The following is a 26,074-nucleotide window of genomic DNA, read 5'->3' on the forward strand; positions in this document are numbered from 1 at the left end:
GAATTTTAATTTTTTTAGAATACCTCTATAGTTATAATTCTTACTAACTATGAATTTTTCTAATGTGTTCGCTACTTGCTCTACTTGTAGCAGAGAAGAGCAGCGGGGCTCCGCCCTGGACCCGTTATAAATTCAAAAGCTAATTTTTAAAAAAATCTCATCTCTAAATTGCTTACTATTAAAATATCGTCTAAAAAAAGATATAGATTAATCATTTTCTTAAAAAAGATTTATCAATGTTGTTTCATTATATTTAACTTTTTAAAAAAGCTTGACATTTGTAATTTTTTATGATAAAATTTTATTAAGTAAGTAAAAGTTATCAGATACAATAATCGTATTGTAAACCTCCTTTCTATTTTTGCAGGATTGTCAGGTGTCAATACATGGGAGACGCATAAGTGTGCGTCTCTTATTTTTAGTAAATATTTTAGATCGATACTTTTATTGAATATAAGTAATAAACAGCTTAAAAGGTTCCGCTCACAAAAATATATTTTAAAATTTTAAAGGTTCCTAAATTTAAAAAGCGAGGCTAAATCATGAGAATAAACGTCTCTAACAGTGGGTTAGAATTTTCAAGAATAGTTCAAGGAATGATGAGATTAAAACAATGGGATTTTTCAACTAAAGAAGCAGAAAACTTCCTTCTCAAAGCGATAGATTTGGGAGTAACAACTTTTGATCACGCAGATATATACGGAAATTATACTTGTGAATCTCTATTCGGCGAAGTTTTAAAAATAAATCCTTCTTTAAGAAACAAAATACAAATTGTTACAAAAACTGGCATTATCCTTCCTGATAAAGAGAAAAAAAGAATTCATTATTATGATACAACAAAATCTCATATATTAGAATCTGTAGATAGATCTTTGAATAATTTGCATACCGATCATATAGATTTACTTTTGATACATCGTCCCGATCCTTTAATGGACCCCACCGAAATTGTTGAAGCCTTTTTAGAATTATACAAACAAGGAAAAGTACTATACTTCGGTGTATCAAATTTTACTATGCAACAGTTCAACACATTACAATCAAAATTTAGCCTTTCACTTGTAACAAACCAGATAGAACTCTCTCCTTACAATTTAGATCATATTCAAAATGATAATACCTACTTTTTATTGGAAAAAAATATTAATCCAATGATCTGGTCTCCCTTAGCGGGAGGAAAAATATTTGATGCTTCAAACGAAAAAAGCGTGAAGATATTATCTGCCTTGAAAGAGGTGTCTTCTGAGATGAATGTAGTTGAAATTGATACGGTGATATATGCGTGGTTATTGAATCATCCTATGGGAGCTATTCCAATATCTGGAAGTGGGAAAATAGAAAGGCTTAAAAACGCTGTTAATGCTTTAAATATAAAAATGCCAAGAGAACTATGGTTCAAAATATATGAAGCTGCCTTGGGACACGATGTTCCATAAATCATATTAAAAAACAAAAAATTAATTTAAGAAAGGATGAATTGCATGATATTCACTATTACTGTCAATCCATGTTTAGATAGATATCTTTACATTGATAAACTATTATTAGAAGATACGACACGTGTAAAAGTCACAAAAGATTATCCTGCAGGTAAAGGTATCGATGTTTCAAGGGTAATTAAAGAACTTGATGGAAATTCTGTGGCTATCTCTTTTTTAGGGGGAGATAATGGAAGAAAAATAGAAGAAATGTTAGATAAAGAAGGAGTAATATATACAGCTGTTAGAACCACAAAAGAAACAAGAATGAATACTATCCTGCAAGAGAAAAAGGTTCAGTATAGGTTAAGTCTACCCGGACCAAAAATTTCTAAATCCGATTTAAATCAATTATATGAAACATTAAAACTTTTAATTCGTGATAATGATACAGTTGTTATATCAGGAAGTTTGCCTCAAGGGGTACCCACGACTTTTTACGCGGATCTTATTTCATTTTTAAAAACAAAAAATACATTAATTTATTTCGATTCAGATGGAGATAATTTGAAAACAGGAATTGCCTCATCTCCTGATTGCATTAAACCAAATTTGTATGAGTTTCAAAGGATCTTAGAGAAAAATATAGATGCAAATAATAAGAAAAAACTTTCCGAATATGGTATAAAAATTATTGAAAAATATGGTCTCAAAGAAATTTTGTTAACGTTAGGATCTCAAGGAGCTTTGCTTATTTCAAAAGAAATCGTATTATATGCTTCTTCTGTTCAAGTCCCTGTTAAGAGTGCTGTTGGATCAGGAGACTCATTTCTTGCTGCATATGTTCTTAAAAGAGAACAAGGAGCATCAATTGAAGAAGCTTTTAAATGGGCTAATGCTTCAGGAAATGCTTCAGTCATGACTCCAGGAACAGAATTATGCCATAAAAAAGATGTATTAAAACTTTTGGAGAAAGTTCATGTTGAGAATTTAGGAATTTACTAATTTTTAAATATCTATTTCTATTAAAAAATCAAAATATAAAGAATTCATTGTAAATATTTTAGTTAAAATGTACTTTTGAAACTTGAAATTTATAAAGAGGTGTTTTATGATTGTATTCGAAAATGTTTCTAAAAAATTTGACGGATCGTACATAATTAAAAACTTCACACTTAAAATAGAAGGAGGTAGTAAAACACTTATATATGGAAAATCAGGAATAGGAAAAACAACAATTATAAAGCTTATTTTAGGATTCATAACACCAGATGAAGGCCAAATATATTATAACAATCAAAAATTAAATAGCAAAAATGTTTGGCAACTTAGAAAAAATACCGCATATATAGGACAAAATATTGATATTGCCGACGGAACCGTTGAAGAAATAATAAAATATATACTAGGTCTTAAGGTAAATCAAAATATTATTTTTGAAAAAGAAAAGATAATAGAACTCTTAAATTTTTTCGAACTCGACGAAAATATTTTAAAAAAAGATTTTGGAACACTTTCGGGAGGAGAGAAACAAAGAGTTTTAATTTCAATTTTCACTTTTTTAAATAAAAAGATATATTTGCTTGATGAAGTTACTTCTTCTTTAGATAGAGAAATGAAGATAAAAGTAATACAATATTTTGTAAATAAAAAAGAATGGACTGTCGTTTCTATTTCTCATGATCAAGAATGGATAAATACTGATAGAATGAATATTGTAAAGATGGAGGATAAAAAAATTGGATACTAATGATATTTCAATATTTTCTTTAGCAATGGCTTTTTTAATGTTATTATACCCAGTTATTTTGAGTTATGTATTTAACCTTAAAATAATTAAAGATAGCTTAATATCTGTTTTAAGAATGACGGTTCAACTTTTTATAATGTCTTTAATCTTAGCCTTTTTATTTGAAATAAACAACATTTGGATAAATATCGGATGGATTATTTTTATGATACTATTTGCAACAATTAGAGTGATTCAAACAAGCAAATTAAAAATGAAAAAATTTGTAATTCCAGTTTTCTCAGCTTTGTTAATAACTTCTTTTATTGTTTTGTTATACTTTAATTACGTTATTTTACGTCTTTCAAATGTATTTGAAGCAAGATATTTTATAGTAATAGGTGGAATGTTACTCGGAAATTCTTTAACAGGAAATATAATAGGGATTGGTAACTTTTACAAAGATATAAAGAGGAACAAAGAACGATATCTTTTTAACTTAGGTAATGGAGCCACAATTTATGAGGCAGCTATGCCATATTTTAGAAACTCTGTAATCTCTGCATTAAAACCAACTATAGCAAGCATGGCTACCATCGGGATTGTTTATCTACCTGGAATGATGACAGGACAAATTCTTGGCGGAGCTAACCCTCAAACTGCTATAAAATATCAGATAGCTATTATGTTGGCCATACTTTTGTCAGTTTCACTCTCTGTCACACTTACCATTATTTTTACTATTAAAAGTAGTTTTGACGAATATGGTATAATAAAAGATGATGTATTTCAACAAAGTTAATATACAAAAGTATTTCGATTATTATTTGTAAATTTTTTCATAATAACTATCAATACATTCTTAGGTACTACTGAATCCAAAGTGGACCACATTTCTAAGGTAAAAGGAGGGGGATTCGCCAAAGACGAAGGCAAGTTGCGGTATATTCTTTATTGCACTTAGCAAAAAAGTTAAAAAATTCACAGTTAGAATTATGAAATTATTTTTATAAAATTTTAAGTTTTAAAATTTCTAAAGTGAGTAAATATATTTTAATCAGGGGTGAATTATGTTTAAAAATTGGAAATTGAGAGCAAAACTTTTGTTTAATTTAAGCATTTCCTTAGCAGCTATTGTTTTAATTGTAATTTTAGGAGCTAATCAATTGAATAGTCTTTTTGATGAAATGAAATTATATCTATACGATACCTCTTTTCACACTCAGAACTTAATTCTTAATGCTGATAGAGATATGTACCAAGCAATGTTGGCAAAGAATCAAATTTTAATGAATATTGGCAATCAAAAATTAATCGAACAATATGAAAAAGATTTTGAAGAAAATATCCAACAAACTTTTGACAGAATCAACCAGGCAAGCAATTTGTTTTATTCTGATAAAAAAATAGCAGATTTAATAGTTGATCTAAAACATCCTGATTCGAGTATGACTTTTGACCAAAATTATAAACTTTTTAGTAGTGAATTTACAAAATGGATAAATCAGTCAAGAAATGAGATTTCCCAAGCAAAAAGGGCTAACATTGATTCAAGTGCTTTATTTGAAAGGTCCTTACAAACCAATACTTTCTTTGATACCTCAAGAGAATCAGTCAATCAAATGGGTGAATTATCTGAACTCTTTGCTCAAACTATGATTGAATTAGAACAAGAAACTAAAAACAACTTTTTAATTTTATTATACATATTCATGATAGTCGTTATTGCTGTTGTTTTACTCATTTCAGAACTTATCATGAGAAATACTACAAATTCTGTTAAGAAGCTCTCTAATTCGATAGAAGCATTTGGTAAAGGTAATATAAATGTTGATTTTGCTTTAGAAGGCAAAGATGAATTTGCGATTATGTCTAATTCGCTAAAGGAAATGCAAAAAAATTTAAAAACCTTAGTTGAAAAAACAGTAACATATGCATCAAATATTAAAAGTGCTTCTATGGATTTATCGTCTGTTTCGCAAGAATGGAACGCAACGAGTGAAGAACTTTTCGCTAATGCATCAAATCTTAAGCAAAGATCAGAAAATGTTGCTTCTTCTTTAGAAGAAGTGACCTCAAGTGTTCAAGAAATTGCCGCAGGTGCTCAGAATGTTTCTCAAGCCTCTCAAGAACTTTTAGAATCAGCCAACAATACAATCAATGCATCTGAAGAAGGATCAAAAACAATTCGAGAAATCGTAAATTCATTTAAAAATATTTCTGATAGTGCCGAAAAGACAGAAAAAATATCTGAAGAATTATCTGGAAAGGTTAGAAATATTGGAGAAATAGTAAACACAATTGATAACATAACAGAACAAACAAATCTTTTAGCGCTAAATGCTGCTATTGAAGCAGCAAGAGCAGGAGAAGCAGGTAGAGGATTTGCTGTAGTTGCTGAAGAAATAAGAAATCTTGCCGAAGAATCAAGAGCTGCCACGTCACAAATAGAAAATATTTTAAATGATATTAAAAATGGGGTTCTAAATGTTTCAGGTTCTGTTAAAACAACCTACAATGAAATTTCTAATACAAATTCTCAAATACAAAAAATCAATTCTCAATTCATCACTATTTCAAAACAAGTTAATCAAATAACACAAAGAATTGAGGATTTGACCGCTATTTCCGAGGAACAATCAGCTTCTACTCAAGAAATGAGTTCAGCGATGGATAATTCCGCAAAATCTGTTAATGAAATTAATGAACAAATAATTGAAATTAGCGAAGCTTTAAATAATCAGACAAAGACATCAGAAATTCTCACAACAAATAGCGATGAATTACTCAAAATATCTACTGAATTGGAAAGTATGTTGAAATTTTTCAAATTAAGTTAAATAGTTTTTTATTAATAGGGGACTTAGTCCCCTATTTTTATTTTAATATTGAATATGAAATAGCCAAATTAGTGAATTTTATTTGTTTTAAGAGACTATGATATAATTTTAGTAGATGACTAAATGTTGGAGTGACGGATTTTGGATAACAAAAATAAATCTTTTTATGTGTATGAATTTTTAACTGTGCTTTTTTTGATTATTTTAACTCTATCATTACTTTATATAAGAGTTAATAAAACTTTTTTACAAAAATCAGAAGTCCAGTTTTCTTCTAATAGTGAAGAAGATAAGACTGATGCCGATCAAAATTTAAAATCACCTACATATGGAATAATAATTGCAGGTTATGAAGGATTTTATGTATACGACACGACAAATAAAAAAGTGATTTCTCATATAACTACCGAACAGTATGTTAACGATGCTCAAATACAAAATGGTTATCTTTACCTCGTAGATAGAAAAGGGCTAAAAATATATGACTTTTCTGATCCTGTAAATCCTCGTTTAGTCAATTCTTACAGCACCTTTGGTGAATCTTTAGCTATAAAAGTTAAAAATGGATTTGCATATGTTGGAGATGGAGCAAATGGAATCGCAATTTTTTCACTGAAAAATAATATACACGCAAGTTTAAAGCAACATTTAACACTACCAGGAATAGTTACTCAACTCGAAATATATGAAAATTATCTTTTTGCATTAGGACCGGGATTAGGACTGAAAATATTTAAAATAACTGATGATAATTATTTAGAAGAAATTAATTTTTATACTGATTTTGTTTCTCCACGAACGATGGCTTTAAATCAAGAATATCTTGCTGTGAGCGATGACCTTTTAGGAATTATAATTTTTGAACTTCAAGATTTAATTAAAACAGAAAATACAAAATTAGATCCTATTCTAATACCTAATTATAGTAGTTCCTCTATGCAATTTTATAATAACGATTTATATATATCTACAAATATTGGAATCTATGTACTTAATATAAAGACAAAAGATATTAAACATATAATAAAAAAAGAGTTATCTCGAGCATCTATTACAATTAATAACGATATTCTTTACATATCTAACAATGAAGATGGACTTTATGTATATAGTTTGAATGATGGAGAATTGTTGGCATACCACAACTTATTAACATATATAAATGAATTTGTAATCTTTGAAGATGGTTTGCTTATAGAAGATGGACAAAAAATAGTTTATATTAATAACCAAAAAGAGAAGGTTTGGGAAGTTTTTTACAGCGGAACATTAAAAAAATCTGATAAAGGTTTTTATGTCTTAAACGACAATTCTGTCACTTTTTATGATTCCAAAAATTCCTTTACTATGACTTTTCCTGAAGAAATATCTGATATCAAAGAATCAAATGGAGTAAAATTTGCTATAGGCAAAGAAAATTTGTACAACTTGCAAGATGGATCAAAACTATTAGAAAAATCAGTTGCTGATGTAGAGTTTGTAAATGATGTTTTATATATTATTCAAGATAATATTATTCAAGATAATATTATTATGGAAGTAAATTCAACAAATAATAGTATCAATTATAAATTTTATATTAAAGATAAAATTAATGAGTTCGTTTTTTCTGATGGTAATTTTTTTATTTTCACTGATAAAGGCATATACAAATTGGACTCTAATTTCAATTTGTTAGATTATTTTAGTTTCAAGTATAAACCAGATATAGTTTTAATCGGTGAAAAATATCTCTACTTTTCTTTAGGTTCACAATTAAACCTTATAGATAAAAAGAATTTCAATTTATACAAAACTATTAATTTAGAGTTTCCAATACTTGGTCTTGATTTAAAGAATAATAATCTTTTTGTATCATTATCGTCAAAAGGTTTAGTGAGGTATATTGTAGAAGATAATTTTAATTTATTACAAGAAGAAAATATTTTATTTATTTTCAACGCAAAAAAATTTGTCTTGCCAGAATAACTTTATGGCTTATAAGCTAACGCTAATCAACTTATCTACAGTTATGCTATAATATTAGTATTAATAAATTGATGTTTCATAAAAAAAACAAGTAATACTTAATCTGGAGGAATTTTTATGGATGAATATGATTACAATGATGAAGATTTCGATAAATTTGTAGATAATTTATTCAAAAATCATCCTGAACTTCAAAAGTTCAATTTGGATTTTTTAAAAAATGCCGATCCTGAAGATATTAAAAATATAATAGAAGATTTAAAAAAAGCTGCTTCTAAGTTCAAAGAAGCAGAAGTTGTTATTCAGCATAAAGTTCAAGAACAGCTTAATTACAATATCGATGATTTAGATATAAATCTGGACAACTTCTTAGAAACTATCTCTATTTTCCCTTTTGCATTAACAATAAGCAGTGATATTTTCAAAGAAAAAGAAATAAAAGGAAGGTTAACGGGTAAATTTTTTGGAATGTATATAAACTTTAAATATGAAAATGTTTACGAGCTTTTATCTATCAAAAAAGTTGGTGCTATGAAAGTGGCAAGTTTATTGAGAAATAACTTTTTTAAATTCTTGCCTTTAAAACAAAAATTATATGATTATATAAAAAATACTGTTAATGCTTATTTAGTTTTCAATGATTTAGCAAAATACTTTGAAATTGACGAGATTAGAGAGTTTAATATGATTGCAAAACTAAAAAATAAACTAAATATATCTACTCATGAGTTATTTGAAAATATTTTAAGTCCTGAAGAAAACGATAAATATATGATGATGAAAGCATATCTTATTAATGAATTTGCTATCGCTGTTATAGAAGACGAAACTTAATTCGCTAATTCTTTCCTTTTTTGATTAATTTGTTGCTTAGATAAAAGACAAAAAAGACGATAACTATATTAAAAGCACTTAAAGCATTTGATTCTAAGTATAGTCGTGAAGAAGAAAGAGTATAATTTACAATGCTTACAAGAGGGAAAAAGTCTCTTATTTGCATGGTATATCCAATAGTGAATTCTCCATAAATTATGGCAAAAACTTGAAGAAAAGCACTTAAAAATGCCGGGAATAATAGAGGGAGCTCTATTTTCGAAAATATCTTGATTATGCTGGCACCATCTATTTTGGCTGATTCTATTATTGAAGCATCAAAACTCAAAACTGGCTGAAATAAAAAGGAATAAGAGAGTGGAACTGTTATTAAAAAGTAACCTAAGATAATTAGTACAAAATAAGAAATATTAAATAAAATATTCAAATACAACAAACTCATACCTAAAAAAGCAGATGAAATACTAAGAGTAGACATAACCGCAACATTAGTGAATTTACTATAGTTTTTCAATAAGTAATAAGCTACTATTACAGAAAGACTTGCTGAAATTATAGAAACAAAAATTGAATTAAAGATAGATTGAATGACAGGAAATCTTTGATTCAATTCTTTGCTAAAAATGTTGATGAGTCCTGAGATGTCGAATTTCATTGTAACAAAATTAAAAAAAGCAGAAACTATTCCGACAATTACTATAGAATATTCAAAAATTAAATAAATTATCGAAATAATTTGACTGAATATTCCAACTTTATTTTCACTCTCTGATTCATAGTCAAAAGTTATTGGTTCGAATTTTGACATAAAAACATTTATAGTTGCTAAAATTAACAATTGAATGAGCGCATAAGACAATGCTTTAGAAAAATTGAAAGTACCTCTTAAGGCATTAGCAATCGCTACTTCTAAAGTAGAATATTTAATGCCTCCTATATTTAAAACAATTGCAAAACTCATAAAATTGTAGGTAAAAACTAAAAAAAAAGCTCTTGATATAGATGGCATAATTAAAGGTAGTTCTATATTGAGAAAAGTTCTAAATTTCCCGGCACCTTCTATATAAGCCGATTCTTTAAAATTTTTTGGTATTTTTTTTAAACCTTCTGAAATATACCTAACAAAAATAGGGGAGTTATAAAAAATATGGGCAAGTATAATTCCTGTTAATGTATACATTACATTTATTTTTAAACCTAATTTACTCAAAATCCCTGTTGAAGAATATAACAATGAAAAAGCAACTACAGCAGAAACAGGTGGAAAAAAGAACGGTATAAAAACAGAATTATCAAGTAACTTTGAAATGATTCCTCGACTTTTAGATGCGTAGTAAGCAGGCAAAAAAGTAATAATTAAAGAAAACAGTGTTGACAAAACAGCTTGATAGATAGTGAAACTTAGGATCCGAAAAGTTCTCGGATCCAAGATATTTGATACATCTTCAAAGTTAAAAAAGTCTATAAACAAAAAAGTAAATGGAATTACCCATAAACATAGAAAAATAAACGCAGGAATATGTTTTTTTATTGATTTTTTCATGTCACTTAAAACACCAAATCCTCCCATTCGTTCAACCATTTTTCAAGATTTTTTGAAATTTTATTATCATCAATTGTAAGAATTTTATCCGGAATAACTGCGTATTCATAAACCTCAGGCAATTCTACATTTGTAACAGGAAACATCCATTGATTCAATGGAACTTCTTTTTGAAAATCTTGCGTTAGCAAAAAGTCTATAAATCTTTTAGCCAACTCAAAATTCTTAGCCCCATTAACTATGCCCGCTCCTTCTATTTGCACATATGCTCCTTCTTCGGGAATAAAAACTTTGTACTTACTTGTTCCATAATAATATTGAGAATAAGCACTATCAGTTGCGTAACTCACCATCATTGGAGCCTGCCCCATTTCAAACAGTGCAAAAGAATCATCCCAACTCGGACTAATAGTTAAAATAGCAGGCATTAATCTTTTCCAAAAATCTTGCCAGTCTTCCCCATAAACAGCTATTGTCCATAATAAAAAAGCTTGCCCTGTACTTGAAGCTCTTGGATCTTGTACTATTAAAGATTTCTCATATTTGGTTAAATCTTCAAAAGAACGCAATTCATCAGTGATTTTATCAGGATCATAAATAATAGCTATTGCTCCATAGTCAAAAGGAATAACGTAAAATTCTTCATCAAAGATCAACGTAGGATCTTTTATATTTTTTATATTATCTGGTTTATAAGGAATCAACAAATTCTCTTGGATAGCTTTTGCAGATAAAGATTGATCGAGCCCTAAAACTACATCGGCCTTAGGATTCTTTTTTTCAAGCATAAGACGTGTAAGAACATTGCCAGCATCTCCTAACTTAACTACCTTCACATTGCAATTACACCTTTCTTCAAACTTTTGAACTAAACCTTCTTCTATCCAACTTAAACTTTCATATGTGTAAACTACTAACTCGTCTGAAAATACAAGTATAAACGCCATCAACAAAAACCCTATAAAAAAAAATTTTTTCATAAAACCACCTCCATAATTTATAAAAATACCCACTTTAGAAATTCCAAAATCCTTATTATATATATGTTTTAGAATTAATTTTTTTACAAAATACCTCTTCAGTTCTAATTCTTATTAATTCCTAATTTTTTTAACTTTTTCGCTACGTGTAGCAAAAGAGGGGGGAGGGCTCCGCCCTGGACCCATTTTAAATTCAAAATCTTATTTTCTGAAGGCTATCATTTCTAAAGCGTCTATTACAAAAATACCGCCCTGGTACCGTTTTAAATTCAAAACATTATTTCCAAAAAATCTTCATTTTAAAGCGCCTGTTATAAATTTTTTATTACACACTTAGCTTATAACAAAAAAATCCTGCCCTTTTCCGGGAAATGGAAGAGAACAGGATTAATTAATGACACCTTGCAGCCTCCCTTCGCCGGCATTACCCGGATCAGGTTCCTGGGGTCGATGCCTTCAAAAGACATCCTCTCAGCCTTAGAGCTCCCCCGGCCTAACAAATATTCAATTTACAAAATAATTATAACATATTTTATTTAAAAATGCTATAATTATTTCAAAAAAATTTACGGGTGAAAAAATGTTTAAAAAAAAGAATCTTATTTTATTAACGGTAATAATGTGTGTAATATTATTTTTTTTATTTTCTATCAATATCAAGTCTTCTGAACAAGAGTTAAATTATTTAAATTTACCTATAATTGATAGTGATGGCAACAATTTTCCGGATATTCTGCAACTTTCTTCAAAAGATAGCAGAATATTTCAATATTGGTTTAATAATATAATATTAAATATAGCAAATAACTATATGTATTTACCTGATAGTTATCAAGACTGTGCCGGCTTAATAAGATATGCATATAAAGAAGCTTTAAAATCACATGATCAAAATTGGGTACAAAAAACAGGATTTCGCGGAAAAATCATAGAAGATGTTTCAAAGTATAATTACCCAAACATTCCCTTTTATGAAACTAAAATTTTCAAAATAAGCGAAAATGGTATAGAACCTGATAACTTTTCAGATTATGCAACTGCCAGGTATTTAATTGAATTCAACATGAAATATCTTTCCAAAGATCTAAAAATAGCTGAAAACGGAGATATTTTAGCCTTCTTTCACCCTGAAGACCCTGAATTTCCCTATCATTTGATGGTTTATTATAAAGATCCAAATACAAATGAAGCATTTGCAATATATCACACAGGTCCAATAAATGAACATAACAACGGTGAATTACGAGTAGTAAAAATAGAAAATCTCCATAAGGCTGATCCAACGTGGATGGCAACTATTGAAAATAAAAATTTCATGGGGATTTACAGATTTAAAATACTCAGCTATTAATATCTTCGATTAAATCCTGCCAATATCTTAAGGGCATAAAATGTTGCTGAACCTTTTTGTTTTTTCTTTCTTTAATTTCCATGTTTTTATGGTACTCTTTCCAAAGCTGCTGAAAGTATAATTCTTCTGAATCATAATATGATTCAAGAGTTCGCCTATCAAATTCTTTGACAAAATGAATCTGAGAACTTTCACCATTAAAAATAAGTATCTTCGATCTATTCATATCGTGTATCATCCATCTAAAAGTATTAAACCTTTTGGAAAAGTGTGGATAAAGCAGTAAAATTACATCGTTTTTTGGATGAATTGAAGCATAATAAAATCCATCTTTAAGAAGCTTAAACCTTATCAGTCCAGTCAATTTATGAGCCTCTGAAGTAATTGAGCGATACGAGCTATTTATAAAATCAACATACTCTTTTTTAATATATCTATCAGCTTGATTTTGAGTCTTTAAATTTAAGAGAATATATTTATAAATAAAGAGTTCTTTGTTATTTTTTTCTGATAGAAAAGAAATAATCACTTTTTTAAAAATTTTCGAATCCAAGTGATTCCTTAGATAATTATATAAATAACTACTTCTGCTATCTTTTGTCTGTATAAAAATATAGTTGTCAACAAAAATATTGGAACCATTTAAGGGTTTTATATCTTTTGGGATATTTTTGTTTTTTAATAATAAATAAAAAACGGTAAACATGCCTTCTAAAGTTCCATCATAAGAATAATTTTCATTCATTTTAATCCCGCCTTGAATTTATAAATAAAAAATTATACTTTTAGAAGTAGGACAAAACTGGAAGATTTTCTGTCTGATTAAAAAGTGGCAATTGAAAAAAGTTTTTATCCTTTTCTGAGATGAGAATTAATCTCAAAGCTTGAGGATCAGAATAAACTCTACTGTAATATTTTCCATTACAAGTAATAAAATATTTTGCTCTTTTTAAAACTACTCCTATTTTTTTCAAATCTTCAAAGGTTAAAGGAGCCAATTTTCTACTAAACATAATCCTTTTAGCTGATTTTACACCAACCCCGGGAATTCTCAATAATAGTTCATAAGGTGCTTTATTAATTTCTATAGGAAATAAATGAAAGTTCCTTAATGCCCATACTGTTTTTGGATCTAACGTGTCATCCAAAAAAGGAGATTCTTTATTTAAAATTTCATGAGAAGAAAATCCATAATATCTAATTAGCCAATCTGCTTGATACAATCTATGTTCTCTAAGCAAAGGTGGATTCTTTATTTTTGGCAATCGATCATCATCATTGACCAATTGAAAAGCAGAGTAATAAACCCTTTTTAGATGGAACTTTTTGTATAAAGCTTCACTCAACGTTAAAATTTTAAGATCACTTTCAGGAGTTGCTCCAACTATTAACTGAGTACTTTGGCCGGCAGGAATGAAATTAGGCGTATGCCTGTATTTCTTTTTATCTTCTTTTAATGCAAGAATATTGTTTCCTATATAGTTCATTGGAGTAATAATATCCTTTTTGCTTTTATCTGGAGCAAGTAATTTTAAACTTCTTTCAGAAGGTAATTCTATGTTGACACTCATTCTATCTGCATAAAAACCTGCTTTTCTTATTAATTCTAAATCCGCTCCTGGGATAGCTTTTAAATGAATGTAACCATTAAAATTGTATTCTTCACGTAATTTTTTAGCGGTAAGATAAAGCATCTTCATAGTAATATTTGGAGACCCAAAAATAGCAGAACTTAAAAAAAGTCCCTCTATGTAATTCCTTTTATAAAAATTTAGCGTAAGAGATATAAGTTCATCTATCTTAAATGTAGCTCTTGGAATATCATTACTTTTTTTATTGATGCAATAAGCACAATCATATATGCAAGAATTAGAAAATAGAACTTTTAGCAAAGAAATACATCTTCCGTCAGAAGTCCAACTATGACAAATTCCACCCAGACTCGCATTTCCTATACCATTTTTTGTGTTTTTTCTTGAACTACCACTAGATGCACATGAAACATCATATTTGGCAGAAGCAGATAATATTTTTACCTTCTCTTCTAATTCCATGATAATCCCTCCACAGACTACAATGTATACATAATTATATCAAAATAAAAAAATTTATCAAAATTTTTATGCTATAATATTTTATATTACCTATAATATTTTTATTTTATTTTAAAAATTTTTTGAAATGGAGATGATCTAATGGATCAAAAAGAATTAGAGAAAATTGTTCAAGAGGAAATAAGAAGGGTAGAAAATGAGTTCACATTTGAAAAGAAACACCTAAGTATGAGTCCAAAAGAAATTGCTAAGTATATTGATCATACGTTGCTTAAAGCTTTTGCTTTAACTACAGATATAGAAATCTTATGCAAAGAAGCTATAGATAACAATTTTTTTGCAATATGTGTTAATCCTACATATGTTTCCTTAGCAAAAGAACTTCTGCAAAACTCAAACATAAAAATAGCAACTGTTATAGGATTTCCTCTAGGCGCCAATACTGTTGAAACTAAAGTTTTTGAAGCACAAGATGCAATTAAAAATGGCGCAGATGAATTGGACATGGTAATTAATATAGGAAGACTAAAAGCAAAAGAATATTATTACGTTTATAAAGAAATAGAAAGAATAGCTGATGTATCCAAAAATAAAGGCAAATTATTAAAAGTTATAATAGAAACTTGTTACTTAACTCAAGAAGAAAAAATAGCGGCTGTAACTATTTCTAAATTAGCAAAAGCTGATTATGTAAAAACTTCAACTGGTTTTGGAACTCATGGAGCAACAGCTGAAGATGTTTCTTTGATGAAATTTGTTGGAGAAGATAAATTAAAGGTTAAAGCTTCAGGAGGAATAAAAGATTACCAAACTGCTTTAGAAATGATCGCTGCTGGAGCAAATCGTATAGGAACAAGTTCTGGCGTAAAAATTGTTTCAAATTGATCAGAACTCTAAAAATAAAAGGAAGCGTTTTTAACGCTTCCTTGGTTTAGTTTTTATTTAGGTTTTTTCAGATTGATTATGGCTTTAAGTTATAAAGGTCTTACTTTAGAAGCTTGAGGACCTTTTTGACCTTGAACTACTTCGAATTCAACTTCTTGATCCTCGTCTAACTTTTTGTAGCCATCCATGTCAACAGCGGAAAAATGTACGAATACATCTGTTCCATCTTCACCTGTAATGAAACCATAACCCTTCTTTGAATCAAACCACTTTACTCTACCTTTCACTTAGTTACCTCCAAAATTCTACCGAGCCACCCATTGTGGCATTTCGGAATGTGTTTCTAAGAGCTATTATAATACAAAAAAACAACAAAAGCAAGTAAATTATTTGTAACTAATTTATTTCATAAATATTTAAACAGTTTTTGATATAAAAAATTTAAAAAAGATACAAAGATCTATATATATATGTTAAAATAAAATTGATAAATTTTATTGATTATCCCGATTAAAAAGGAGAGAATTAGTATTGACCAACTTAGAAATTATCATCGACTCTTTACCTTATTTATTAAAAGGTACATTGGTAACTTTAGAATTAACTTTTTTTAGTTTGATATTGGGTTTAATAATCGCTATTTTAGTATCTTTTGGACAACTTTATGGTAATAAGGTTATTCAATTTATATTTTTAGTATATGAAAGGGTATTTAGAAGCATACCCTTACTTGTGGTACTTTTTTTAATTTTCTATGGTTTACCTTTAATAGGGATTAGGTTAGATCCTTTAATTGCTTCTATATTAGGGTTAGGATTGATTAGTTCGGCATATCAATCTCAAATTTTTAGAGGTGCGATTTTATCTATAGATAAAGGTCAAATAGACGCAGCTTATTCTTTAGGGATGTCGAAAATACAAACTTTTGCTAATATAATATTGCCTCAAGCAATGAGACTTTCTTTACCAGGATGGACCAACGAAGCCTCTGTTGTATTAAAAGATACTTCTTTAGCATATGCTTTAGGGGTCATAGAACTTCTAAGGCAAGGGACTTATGTAATAGCTGTAACCAATAAACCATTATTAGTTTATTCTTTCTGCGGAGTAATTTATTTTATTTTAACTTTCAGCTTGAGTAGAACGCTCCACTTAGTTGAAAAAAAGATTTCTATTCCAGGTTATGAAACGAGGAGTGTATGAAAATATGGATGATATAATATTGAAAATAGAAAACGTACACAAACGTTTTAAAGAAACAGAGGTTTTAAAAGGTATATCTTTTGATATTAAAAGAAGTGAAACAAAAGTTATCATCGGCCCTAGTGGAACCGGAAAAAGTACTCTATTAATGTGTGTAAATGGTTTGATACCAGTAGATTCTGGAAAAATATATCTTGAAGATAAAGAAATTACTAATTCAAAAAATATTCATAAAATAAGACAAGAAATTGGTTTTGTTTTTCAACACTTTAATTTGTTCGAACATTTAACTGTTCTGGATAATGTGAGAATCGGACTATTAAAAGTTAAAAAACTTAACAAAGAAGAAGCAACTAACATAGCTATAAGAGAACTTGAAAGAGTGGGATTAAAAAATAGATCTAATCTATATCCCGCCCAACTTTCAGGAGGCCAAAAACAAAGGGTGGCAATTGCAAGAGCACTGGCAATGAACCCGAAAGTTATGCTTTTCGATGAGCCTACATCTGCTTTAGATCCCGAATTAATTGGCGAAGTGTTGAATGTAATGATTGAATTAGCAAAAAGTGGGATGACAATGCTTTGTGTAACTCATGAAATGGGTTTTGCTAGAGCTGTTGCAGATGAGATTATATTTATGGAAAATGGTGTTATAGTAGAAAAAGGTCCACCCTCTATTATGTTTACAAACCCTCAGAAAGAGAGAACAAAAGAGTTTTTAAATAAATTGTCAAAACTCTATGGAAAGGAAGAAAGTTCATGAGTTTCTTAGAAATTATTCAAACTTCATGGAACTATATGCTCGAAGGAATTTGGGTAACATTATTTTTGACATTAATATCGATAACTATAGGGCTTTTCTTAGGTATCCTTTTAGCCTTAGGTAAAACTTATGGCAATAAGGTCATTTCTGTTATTTGTTCTACCTATATAGAAATAATTAGGGGCACACCTTTACTTGTACAACTCTTCATTTTATATTATAGTTTGCCTGTTATTGGCATAAGACTTTCACCTTTACTTGCATCAATAACAGCTTTTTTCTTAAATTCCGCAGCTTATCAGGCCGAATATTTAAGAGGTTCTATAAACTCCGTAAGTGCCGGGCAGATGCGAGCAGCTTTATCCATAGGGATGACAAAATGGCAGTCAATAAGATTAATAATTTTACCTCAAGCTTTGAGACGGTTCATTCCTTCCTGGACCAACGAATTCATTTATTTGTTAAAATACTCTTCTCTTTCTTATATTGTTGGTGCTCCAGAAATAATGGCGCAGGCAAAATATGTAGCAAGTAGAAATTTTGAATTTTTTAAAGTATATTTATTTGCTGCGATTATATATTTGGTTTTGGTTTTGATGTTCAGCAAACTTTTTAGGTACATTGAAAAAAGATTTAGAACTCCTGGAACTTTGTCATATGCAAGACATTAAGGGTACTCTAATTCTTTACGAAAATAAAGGACTATCTTGTCTTCATTTTTTACAAATTCATACCTTCGCAGGAAGAAAACTTTAGAAATGAAGTGTTTCTAAAAATAAGTATTTGAATTTATAATTGGTCCAGGGCGGAGCCCTCCCCCGCCTGGCTACAAGTACTGAAAAAGTTAGAAAAATTAAGAATTAGTGAGGATTAGAATTTAGGAGGTATTTTTAAATAAATTTAAAACTAAAAAAATGACAAAACTTAAGCTTTAAAATTCTTAAAATAAGCAAGAAAAATTAAACAGGAGGAAGTAATTATGGAGATTATTACTTTAATAAAAAATAAAATTATCGGTGCACTTAAAAATTTGGGAATAGAAGAATTCGATGAAAATTTCACTGTAGAAACACCACCATCCGATCTACTTGGAGACTTTTCTTCAAATATTTCGTTTCTTTTAGCAAAAAAATTAAAAAGAAATCCAAAAGAAATAGCTCAAATGTTGATAGATGAAATGAAAAACGATAACTCTTTTTCGAAAATAGAAAATGCAAACGGATTTTTGAATTTTTTTATCTCATCAGAACTTTATCAAAGAATTTGTTCTCATATTATAAGTAATCCAAAAAGCTATGGAAAAAGTGATATTGGTAAAGGCAAAAAGTTGCAATTTGAATTCGCAAGCGTTAATCCTACAGGACCTATGACTGTAGCTCATGGGAGACAAGCAATCATGGGTGATGTTATGGCAAATATATATGAACAAACAGGATACATAGTTCAAAGAGAAATGTACCTCAACGATGCCGGAAGACAAATAAAACTCTTAGCCCAATCTTTGTGGGTGAGATATAACGAACTTTTTGGTATTTCTTATGAAATACCTCAAGATGGATACAAAGGAGATTATCTGATAGACACTGCAAAAAAAGTTTTAAACAAATATGGAGAAAAATTTAGGGACAAGTGGGACGATGAAGTTGAAAGTACTTTTACAGAAGAAGTTTTAGAAGATATGGTACATACAATGATAGAGACACTAAATAAAATTGATGTCCAATTTGATGTAATATTTAGTGAACATTTACTGTTTAAAAATCATATGGTTGATAAAACTTTAGATCAATTAAAAACAAAAGGTTATGTTTACGAAAAAGATGGCGCCATTTGGTTTAAAACTTCTGCTTTAATAGATGAAAACGATAAAGTTTTAATTAGATCAAATGATAATATGCCAACATACTTTTGTGATGATATAGCATATCATTATTATAAATATTTGAGAGGTTTCGATCTTGTTATCGATATTATGGGTTCTGACCATCATGGACATATTCCAAGAATGATGGCTTCTATGAAAGCTCTTGGATTACCTGATGATTTTTTGAAGATAGTTCTACATCAGTTTGTAAATATAAAGCGAAACAACGAAATATTAAAAATGTCTACAAGAAAAGGTGAATTTCTAACCTTAGATGATCTAATAGACAACGTAGGTAAAGATGCTGTTAGATACTTTTTTGCAATGGTAGATCCTGATACTACTTTAAACTTTGATGTAGAATTAGCTATTAAAAAATCTAATGAAAATCCTGTTTATTACGTTCAATACGCACATGCGAGAATTTGCAGCATCTTTAAAGAAGCGGAAAAAAGAGGAATAAAATATGAAAAATTTTTAGGCATAGAACATCTTAAAGAGACTGAAGAAAAATTGTTGTTGAGAGAGCTTGCACTATTTCCAAACCTTTTAGCAAACGCCACTTCACAGTTTAAACCAAATTTATTAACACAATATCTTGAAAGAGTTGCTTCAAGATTCCATTATTTCTATAACAAACTTTCAGTTTTAAATGCGGAAAGTTATGATTTAATACAAGCAAGGCTTAATCTATGTGAAACTACAAAAATAGTTCTTAAAAGAGGTCTTTCGATTTTAGGCGTTAGTGCACCAGAAAACATGTAAAATAAAAGCAAGATAAGCCATCTACATATTTAGAGGTGTCAATATGCAAAAAGCAAACTCGCAAAAAGAAATGGACCTTATTGTAGAAAAGTTAGTATATGGCGGATACGGATTAGCCAGAAGTCAGGATAAAATAATAATGGTAGAAAATGCATATCCACAAGAGCATGTAAAGGTTATTCCAAAAAAAACTGGAAAAAATCTAATGTTTGCTGAGGTTAAAGAGATAATAAAACCATCAACTTATAGAATTCAACCTAATTGTAACCACTTCCCAACATGTGGAGGGTGTAATTGGCTTGATTTAAAATATGAGCAACAATTAATAGCAAAAACTAATATCGTTAAAGAACAAACCGAAAGAATTGGGAAAATATCAAATTTTTATGTTAAAGATATTATTGGTAGCGAAATTATCTGTGAATATCGAAATAGAATGGAATATACGTTTCAATTTGATCAAAAAAATCAAGAATTTAAATTGGGGTTAATGCAAAATGATAGCAAAAATGTTGTAGACCTACAAAAATGTCTAATTTCTCCACACATTTTTAATAAAATTAGAAACCAAACTAAGGACTTTTTTCAAAAGTTAAATTTAGAAATTTATAGTGATAGGAAAAATCGTGGAGTTTTAAAGTATTTAGTTTTAAGAAAGTCTTTTTCTTTTAACCAAATTATGGTTATTATAGTTACACACACTGAATATTTACCTTTTCAAAAAGAAATTACTGATTTTTTTAGAGAGAATTTTAAAATTTACTCACTAATTCATCTTATGAATAGTTCTAAAAATATTGTTTTAAGAGGGCCATATAAAACCTTATATGGTGAAGGATTGATTCAAGAACAATTTGATAATTTCAAATTTCAAATTCCACCTACTTCCTTTTTTCAAAGTAATTATAATGTCACCAAAAAGTTATTAGGTTACTTATTGGATTATTTTAAAGATAGGGTTAGTTACTCTGATACTTTATTAGACTTGTTTAGCGGGGTTGGGCTTTTCTCAATTTATTTTTCGTCACTCTTTAAAGAAATTGAAAGTATTGAAAACTCGAAAGTTTCGTACAAAGCTGCTATTGCGAACTCTCATATAAATGCTATTAAAAACATTAGGTTTTATCACGACACTGTTGAAAATTTTGTTAATAATAGCGTTGACAAGAAATTTGATTATATTATATTAGACCCGCCTAGAAAAGGTATAAGTCAAAATGAAATAAATAAAATATCTTCTATTGTTAAAAAGGCAGTTGTATATGTTTCCTGCGATCCTTCTACTCTTTTACGTGATATAAACGCCTTTTTATCTAATGGATTAAAATTAAAAGTTATTCAACCGTTTGATATGTTTCCTCATTCTTTTCATATAGAGAATGTAGCTATTTTGGAAAAAAATAATTAAGAAGAGGTGGATTAAGTGATTTTTTCTGATCGAATTAATTTATTAAAGCCTTCTGCAACTATGGAGTTAAATTCAAAAGCAATAGAGTTACAAAGTAAAGGAAAAGACATAGTAAAGTTAACTGCAGGAGAACCCGATTTTGATACTCCTTTTCCAATTATAGATGCAGCATACGAAGCTATGAAATCAGGAAGGACTAAGTACACAGATAACAAAGGAATAAAAGAATTGAGAGAGAAAATATCAAAGTTTATAAATGAAAAATATTCAACCGATTATACTTCAAATAACATTATAGTATCTAACGGTGGAAAGCAAGCTCTATTTAATTCGCTATATGCTATTATAAACCCTCATGACAAAGTAATCATTTTTGACCCATCGTGGGTAAGTTATGACGCACAAATAAGAATGCTTGGAGGAAATCCAATTCATGTTAAAACTTATGAAGAAGATGGATTTTTACCAAAAAAGGAAAACATTCTTAACGTTATATCAAATAACACTAAAGCGATCGTTATTAATTCACCAAATAACCCTACAGGTGTTGTTTATCCAAAAAATATTTTAAACTTAATATCAGAGATTGCAAAAGAAAATAATTTAGTTGTTATAAGTGACGAAGTTTATGATTCTTTAGTATATGATAAACCTTTTACCTCAATGGCTACTTTTAAAAACATAAAAGATAGGTTAGTCATAATTAACAGCTTTTCTAAAGCTTGGTCGATGACTGGATGGAGAATTGGTTATGCTATCGCACCAATAGAATACATTAATCAAATGGCTAAGATACAGTCTCATTCAACCTCAAATGTAAATACGCCTTCACAATATGCTGCTTTGAAAGCCTTAGAAATAGATAATTCAAATATGAAAATAGAATTTATGAAAAGAAGAGATTATTTATACGAAGAATTTAAAAAAATAGGACTTAGATTTGTCAAACCAAGTGGCGCTTTTTATTATTTTATAAATATTGCAGACTTTGGATTAACGGATATCGAGTTTTGTGAGAAATTACTTGATTATGGTTTGGCTGTCGTTCCAGGATCCGCTTTTTATTTAGAAGGATATATTAGATTATCTTTTGCTGCTTCTTTACAAGAGCTTAATAAAGCAGTGGATATTTTAAAAAGATTTATTTTGGATCTGGAGAAAAAAAGATGAACGTAACTTTTTTAGTCGCCGAAATTGGTAGTACTACAACGGTGGTAACTGCTTATCAAGTAGATCATAATGGTGTTAAAATTTTAGGCCAAGGAGAAAATAGCACCACAGTCAATGAAGGAGACGTCACTATCGGCATTGAAAATGCTTTAAAAAAGTTAGAATACAAGTTAAAAGAAAAGATAAGTTGGCAAAAATTTTTAGCAACATCTTCTGCCGCAGGTGGCTTAAGCATGACTGTTCATGGTTTAGTTTATGATATGACAGTTAGAGCAGCAAAAGAAGCTTCTTTAGGTGCGGGAGCTATAATCAAATATATAACTGCCGGAAAATTAAGAGAAACGCAGTTGAAACAGATTTTAAAGATTAATCCAAAAGTGATATTATTATCTGGAGGAGTAGATTACGGCGATGAAGAAACCGTTATACACAATGCTAAATTATTAGCTAATTTACCTATTGATGCTCCTGTAATTTATGCAGGAAATATTGCTGTTAGAGATGAAATAGAAGAAATATTTAAAGAAAAAGAAAAGAAGGTAATAATTACTCAAAATGTTTATCCAAAAATCGATCTATTGAATGTCGATCCTGCAAGAAAAGCTATACAAGAAGTCTTTGCAAAACACATTATTCACGCTCCAGGAATGGAAAAAATTTATGAAATCGTTGATGAAGAAGTTATACCAACACCCGCTGCTGTAATGTATACAACAGAACTCTTAGGAGAATTGTATGAAGATGTTATGACAGTAGATATAGGAGGAGCTACAACGGATGTTGATTCGGTTACCAATGGTTCTGTTGAAATCCAAAAGATCCTCGTTTCTCCTGAACCACGTTCAAAAAGAACCGTGGATGGCGATATGGGAATATACGTTAATGCTCTGAATGTCGTTGAAATGATAACAAAATATGAAGTTGAAAAATACTTTGAAAACTATGAAAACATTTTAACAAATATCTCACCTTATCCCAAAACTGAAGAAGAAGAAAGATTTGCTGCATTTTTGTCAAAATTTTGTTTCGTAACTTCTATTAAAAGACATGCGGGAAGGATCGATTATATTTTTACACCAACAGGAAGGCAAAAAGTAGCTAAAGGTAAAGATTTAACTGCTGTAAAGATAATTTTTGGAACAGGTGGTATACTTTCAAGGTCAAAGTATAGAAAAGAAATTATGGAAAGTATAAAAAATGTGAAAAATTCCGAAGATATTTTATTACCAAAAAAAGATGTAAAACTTGCTTATGATAAGAATTATATATTTGCCAATATCGGAGTTATTTCAAAAGTGGACAAAGAATTAGCGATTTTTTTACTAAAAGAAGATATAGAATTCCTCTAAGGAGATGAACTTATGGTTAAAATAGGAGCCCACATGAAAATTTCCAAAGGGTTTAGAGTAGTTCCCGAAGCTTCAGTAAATATAGGAGGGAACACTTTTCAAATATTTACACACTCTCCAAGAAGTTGGAAAATTATAAAAATTGATGAAAAAGATATTAATGATTTCAAAAACAATATGAAAAAATATAACATCAATTTTGAAGACGCTTTAGTTCATTCAAGTTATCTTATTAATTTAGCTTCCCCAAAAGAAGATATTTGGGAAAATTCTATAAATACTATGATTGAAGAAATAAAATTTACTGAAAAACTGGGAATCACACATTACAACTTTCATCCAGGTAGTCATTTAGGAAAAGGTGAAGAGTATGGTATAAAAAGAATAATAGAAGCATTGAATAGAGTTTTTAAAGAAATCGAAAACACGAAGGTAATTGTTCTGTTAGAAAATGTTGCTCAGAAAGGTGGAAACATCGGATATTCTATGCAACAACTAGGAGAAATTATTCATAACTCAGGATTAGAAAATAGATTGGGAATAACGTATGATACATGCCATGGATTCGATTCCAATTACGATATTCGAGAAAAATCGGAAGTTCAAAGACTTTTAGACGATATAGAAGAATATGTTGGACTTGAAAAACTGAAAATGATACATCTGAATGATTCAAAGTACGAGTTAGGAGCAGGAAAAGATAGGCATGAATTTATTGGACAAGGAAATATCGGTATTAAAGGATTTGAAACTTTTCTTTCTTTTGAAGAAATATTAAAGCTACCTCTATTGTTAGAAACCCCTGGAGACGATGCTGAACATGCCAAAGATATAGAAGTTATCAAAGAAATACTAAAAAATTTAGGTAGCTTATAAATTAAAAGAGACGATTCAATCGTCTCTTTTTTGGTGGGCGCTGTAGGGTTTGAACCTACGACCTTCTGCGCGTGAAGCAGACGCTCTCCCACTGAGCTAAGCGCCCTTTTTTCCTATATTTTCAACGCTTTCTAACTAATTATATAACAACAAAACTTTTTTGTCAAACCTTTATTCCTTTAATTGTAATTCTTCTGAATAATTCTTCTGGCATTGTCTTCATCTTTTTCCATAGCTTGAATCAATTCCTGTTGATTATTAAACTTCTTTTCTTCCCTCAGAAAATCTAAGACTTCTAACGTTATATATTCGTTATACAAATCACCAAAAAAATCCAAAAAATAAACTTCTACTTTCGGTAATTTCTTATCTTCGAAAAATGTTGGTCTCAAACCAACATTCATCAATCCCCAGAGGCTCCCTTCTCTACCTTTAATATAACCTTTTACTAAATAAACTCCAAATTTTGGTAGTAAGATCTGTTCTTTATAAAAAACATCTATATTAGCAGTTGGAAATCCTAATTTAAAACCGACGTGCCTATCTTCATAAACAGGTCCTTCCAATGTCCAATTCCTTCCTAACATATTGTTTACAAAACTAATATTTCCCATTTTTAATTCCCTTTTTATAACTGAGGAACTGATCCGATCACCCTGATTTTTCAAATCCTCTAAAACTTTCACTATAAAACCTTTTTTCTCACTTGCAGCTTTTAAATACTTCACATCTCCTAAAGCATCTTTACCAAATGTAAAATCTCTACCACATACAATAGCTTTTACATCTTTTTTTAGCAAATTGTTCAAATAGTCTACATGTGATATACCCCAAATTTCCTGCATGTCTTTAACGATTACTTTAATACCCATTTTTTCACAAATTTCTTTTCTTTTCCAACTCGGTAAAATTAACCCTTCAAAACCTCCTAAATATTTTTCAGCAGGATATTTAAAAATAATTGCCAAAGGTTCCAATTTCACTTGCTCAGCTATTTCCAACAAATTTCTTAAAATATACTGATGTCCTTTATGTACCCCGTCAAAAACCCCAATTGTGAGAGCATACAAT

At 29.3% G+C, this 26,074-nt stretch carries 23 protein-coding genes, 1 tRNA gene and 1 riboswitch; of the genes, 17 read left to right on the top strand and 7 right to left on the bottom strand.

The window, feature by feature from the left end; genetic code table 11:
• The first annotated feature begins 542 nt into the window (after positions 1-542).
• From X924_RS00335 to X924_RS00365, 7 genes are all read left to right on the top strand, one after another.
• Entirely contained in the window at positions 543-1,439 is an 897-nt protein-coding gene (locus X924_RS00335; RefSeq protein ID WP_199172596.1) for an aldo/keto reductase family oxidoreductase, read from the top strand.
• 45 nt (positions 1,440-1,484) lie between these two features.
• The gene (locus tag X924_RS00340) at positions 1,485-2,426 is read left to right on the top strand and encodes a 1-phosphofructokinase family hexose kinase (RefSeq protein ID WP_121956956.1); all 942 of its coding nucleotides are present in this window, start codon (positions 1,485-1,487) and stop codon (positions 2,424-2,426) included.
• A gap of 106 nt (positions 2,427-2,532) precedes the next feature.
• Complete coding sequence (locus X924_RS00345) at positions 2,533-3,171, top strand: ATP-binding cassette domain-containing protein (RefSeq protein ID WP_121956957.1); 639 nt, start codon at positions 2,533-2,535, stop codon at positions 3,169-3,171.
• The gene (locus tag X924_RS00350; RefSeq protein WP_121956958.1) at positions 3,161-3,952 is read left to right on the top strand and encodes an ABC transporter permease; all 792 of its coding nucleotides are present in this window, start codon (positions 3,161-3,163) and stop codon (positions 3,950-3,952) included. Before X924_RS00345 ends, X924_RS00350 begins: the two co-directional genes overlap by 11 nt.
• A gap of 268 nt (positions 3,953-4,220) precedes the next feature.
• Positions 4,221-5,990, top strand: a complete 1,770-nt coding sequence (locus tag X924_RS00355; RefSeq protein WP_121956959.1) for a methyl-accepting chemotaxis protein — start codon at positions 4,221-4,223, stop codon at positions 5,988-5,990.
• A 141-nt stretch (positions 5,991-6,131) separates the two neighbouring features.
• Complete coding sequence (locus tag X924_RS00360) at positions 6,132-7,958, top strand: hypothetical protein (RefSeq protein ID WP_121956960.1); 1,827 nt, start codon at positions 6,132-6,134, stop codon at positions 7,956-7,958.
• Positions 7,959-8,075: 117 nt separating this feature from the next.
• On the top strand, positions 8,076-8,792 hold the full coding sequence (locus X924_RS00365) for a hypothetical protein (protein ID WP_121956961.1): 717 nt from the start codon (positions 8,076-8,078) through the stop codon (positions 8,790-8,792).
• A 4-nt stretch (positions 8,793-8,796) separates the two neighbouring features.
• On the opposite strand, the gene X924_RS00370 is transcribed toward X924_RS00365, so the two are convergent.
• Together X924_RS00370 and X924_RS00375 are read right to left on the bottom strand one after the other, a co-directional pair.
• Entirely contained in the window at positions 8,797-10,335 is a 1,539-nt protein-coding gene (locus X924_RS00370; protein WP_121957162.1) for an iron ABC transporter permease, read from the bottom strand.
• A 5-nt stretch (positions 10,336-10,340) separates the two neighbouring features.
• Positions 10,341-11,315 carry a thiamine ABC transporter substrate binding subunit gene (locus X924_RS00375; RefSeq protein WP_121956962.1) on the bottom strand — a complete coding sequence of 325 codons (975 nt, stop codon included), beginning with the start codon at positions 11,313-11,315 and terminating at the stop codon, positions 10,341-10,343.
• A 393-nt stretch (positions 11,316-11,708) separates the two neighbouring features.
• Positions 11,709-11,815: riboswitch (TPP riboswitch) on the bottom strand.
• A gap of 80 nt (positions 11,816-11,895) precedes the next feature.
• On the opposite strand from X924_RS00375, the gene X924_RS00380 reads away from it, so the two are divergent.
• Positions 11,896-12,666 carry a DUF1175 family protein gene (locus X924_RS00380; protein WP_121956963.1) on the top strand — a complete coding sequence of 257 codons (771 nt, stop codon included), beginning with the start codon at positions 11,896-11,898 and terminating at the stop codon, positions 12,664-12,666.
• Here the strand turns inward: X924_RS00380 and X924_RS00385 are convergent.
• Together X924_RS00385 and X924_RS00390 are read right to left on the bottom strand one after the other, a co-directional pair.
• A complete protein-coding gene (locus tag X924_RS00385; protein ID WP_121956964.1) occupies positions 12,656-13,411 on the bottom strand; it encodes a TIGR03915 family putative DNA repair protein in 756 nt (251 codons plus the stop codon). The two genes, X924_RS00380 and X924_RS00385, sit on opposite strands and share 11 nt — an antisense overlap.
• A gap of 40 nt (positions 13,412-13,451) precedes the next feature.
• Positions 13,452-14,720, bottom strand: a complete 1,269-nt coding sequence (locus tag X924_RS00390; protein ID WP_121956965.1) for a putative DNA modification/repair radical SAM protein — start codon at positions 14,718-14,720, stop codon at positions 13,452-13,454.
• Positions 14,721-14,861: 141 nt separating this feature from the next.
• On the opposite strand from X924_RS00390, the gene deoC reads away from it, so the two are divergent.
• Positions 14,862-15,605 carry a deoxyribose-phosphate aldolase gene (deoC, locus tag X924_RS00395; RefSeq protein WP_121956966.1) on the top strand — a complete coding sequence of 248 codons (744 nt, stop codon included), beginning with the start codon at positions 14,862-14,864 and terminating at the stop codon, positions 15,603-15,605.
• Positions 15,606-15,694: 89 nt separating this feature from the next.
• Here the strand turns inward: deoC and X924_RS00400 are convergent, their stop codons facing one another.
• The gene (locus X924_RS00400) at positions 15,695-15,892 is read right to left on the bottom strand and encodes a cold-shock protein (RefSeq protein ID WP_121956967.1); all 198 of its coding nucleotides are present in this window, start codon (positions 15,890-15,892) and stop codon (positions 15,695-15,697) included.
• 244 nt (positions 15,893-16,136) lie between these two features.
• Between X924_RS00400 and X924_RS00405 the strand changes: the two genes are divergently transcribed.
• The 8 genes from X924_RS00405 (at position 16,137) to X924_RS00440 (ending at position 25,003) form a co-directional block, all read left to right on the top strand.
• On the top strand, positions 16,137-16,808 hold the full coding sequence (locus tag X924_RS00405; protein ID WP_121956968.1) for an amino acid ABC transporter permease: 672 nt from the start codon (positions 16,137-16,139) through the stop codon (positions 16,806-16,808).
• 4 nt (positions 16,809-16,812) lie between these two features.
• Positions 16,813-17,571, top strand: a complete 759-nt coding sequence (locus X924_RS00410; RefSeq protein ID WP_121956969.1) for an amino acid ABC transporter ATP-binding protein — start codon at positions 16,813-16,815, stop codon at positions 17,569-17,571.
• A complete protein-coding gene (locus tag X924_RS00415; RefSeq protein WP_233186539.1) occupies positions 17,568-18,242 on the top strand; it encodes an amino acid ABC transporter permease in 675 nt (224 codons plus the stop codon). Before X924_RS00410 ends, X924_RS00415 begins: the two co-directional genes overlap by 4 nt.
• Before the next feature lie 308 nt (positions 18,243-18,550).
• The gene (gene argS / locus X924_RS00420) at positions 18,551-20,200 is read left to right on the top strand and encodes an arginine--tRNA ligase (RefSeq protein ID WP_121956970.1); all 1,650 of its coding nucleotides are present in this window, start codon (positions 18,551-18,553) and stop codon (positions 20,198-20,200) included.
• 43 nt (positions 20,201-20,243) lie between these two features.
• Entirely contained in the window at positions 20,244-21,608 is a 1,365-nt protein-coding gene (gene rlmD / locus X924_RS00425; protein WP_121956971.1) for a 23S rRNA (uracil(1939)-C(5))-methyltransferase RlmD, read from the top strand.
• A gap of 15 nt (positions 21,609-21,623) precedes the next feature.
• Positions 21,624-22,778, top strand: a complete 1,155-nt coding sequence (aspC, locus tag X924_RS00430) for an aspartate aminotransferase (protein WP_121956972.1) — start codon at positions 21,624-21,626, stop codon at positions 22,776-22,778.
• Entirely contained in the window at positions 22,775-24,127 is a 1,353-nt protein-coding gene (locus X924_RS00435) for a GlmL-related ornithine degradation protein (protein ID WP_121956973.1), read from the top strand. The genes aspC and X924_RS00435 overlap by 4 nt, the downstream gene beginning before the upstream one ends.
• Before the next feature lie 12 nt (positions 24,128-24,139).
• Entirely contained in the window at positions 24,140-25,003 is an 864-nt protein-coding gene (locus tag X924_RS00440) for a deoxyribonuclease IV (RefSeq protein WP_121956974.1), read from the top strand.
• A 31-nt stretch (positions 25,004-25,034) separates the two neighbouring features.
• Here X924_RS00440 and X924_RS00445 read toward each other — a convergent pair.
• Positions 25,035-25,109: transfer RNA gene (locus tag X924_RS00445), tRNA-Val, on the bottom strand.
• Between the two features lie 73 nt (positions 25,110-25,182).
• Positions 25,183-26,073: a riboflavin biosynthesis protein RibF gene (ribF, locus tag X924_RS00450; protein ID WP_121956975.1), complete on the bottom strand. Its 891-nt coding sequence runs from the start codon at positions 26,071-26,073 to the stop codon at positions 25,183-25,185.
• Position 26,074: the final 1 nt, after the last annotated feature.

It is taken from the genome of Petrotoga sp. 9PWA.NaAc.5.4, assembly GCF_002895485.1.
GTDB lineage: Bacteria > Thermotogota > Thermotogae > Petrotogales > Petrotogaceae > AZRK01.

Excerpts from the sequence above, each read along its gene's own strand:
- X924_RS00335 (WP_199172596.1), top strand. The coding sequence starts at position 543 with ATGAGAATAAACGTCTCTAACAGTGGGTTAGAATTTTCAAGAATAGTT.
- X924_RS00340 (WP_121956956.1), top strand. The coding sequence starts at position 1,485 with ATGATATTCACTATTACTGTCAATCCATGTTTAGATAGATATCTTTAC.
- X924_RS00345 (WP_121956957.1), top strand. The coding sequence starts at position 2,533 with ATGATTGTATTCGAAAATGTTTCTAAAAAATTTGACGGATCGTACATA.
- X924_RS00355 (WP_121956959.1), top strand. The coding sequence starts at position 4,221 with ATGTTTAAAAATTGGAAATTGAGAGCAAAACTTTTGTTTAATTTAAGC.
- X924_RS00365 (WP_121956961.1), top strand. The coding sequence starts at position 8,076 with ATGGATGAATATGATTACAATGATGAAGATTTCGATAAATTTGTAGAT.
- X924_RS00370 (WP_121957162.1), bottom strand. The coding sequence starts at position 10,335 with ATGAAAAAATCAATAAAAAAACATATTCCTGCGTTTATTTTTCTATGT.
- X924_RS00375 (WP_121956962.1), bottom strand. The coding sequence starts at position 11,315 with ATGAAAAAATTTTTTTTTATAGGGTTTTTGTTGATGGCGTTTATACTT.
- X924_RS00380 (WP_121956963.1), top strand. The coding sequence starts at position 11,896 with ATGTTTAAAAAAAAGAATCTTATTTTATTAACGGTAATAATGTGTGTA.
- X924_RS00385 (WP_121956964.1), bottom strand. The coding sequence starts at position 13,411 with ATGAATGAAAATTATTCTTATGATGGAACTTTAGAAGGCATGTTTACC.
- X924_RS00390 (WP_121956965.1), bottom strand. The coding sequence starts at position 14,720 with ATGGAATTAGAAGAGAAGGTAAAAATATTATCTGCTTCTGCCAAATAT.
- deoC (WP_121956966.1), top strand. The coding sequence starts at position 14,862 with ATGGATCAAAAAGAATTAGAGAAAATTGTTCAAGAGGAAATAAGAAGG.
- X924_RS00410 (WP_121956969.1), top strand. The coding sequence starts at position 16,813 with ATGGATGATATAATATTGAAAATAGAAAACGTACACAAACGTTTTAAA.
- X924_RS00415 (WP_233186539.1), top strand. The coding sequence starts at position 17,568 with ATGAGTTTCTTAGAAATTATTCAAACTTCATGGAACTATATGCTCGAA.
- argS (WP_121956970.1), top strand. The coding sequence starts at position 18,551 with ATGGAGATTATTACTTTAATAAAAAATAAAATTATCGGTGCACTTAAA.
- rlmD (WP_121956971.1), top strand. The coding sequence starts at position 20,244 with ATGCAAAAAGCAAACTCGCAAAAAGAAATGGACCTTATTGTAGAAAAG.
- X924_RS00435 (WP_121956973.1), top strand. The coding sequence starts at position 22,775 with ATGAACGTAACTTTTTTAGTCGCCGAAATTGGTAGTACTACAACGGTG.
- X924_RS00440 (WP_121956974.1), top strand. The coding sequence starts at position 24,140 with ATGGTTAAAATAGGAGCCCACATGAAAATTTCCAAAGGGTTTAGAGTA.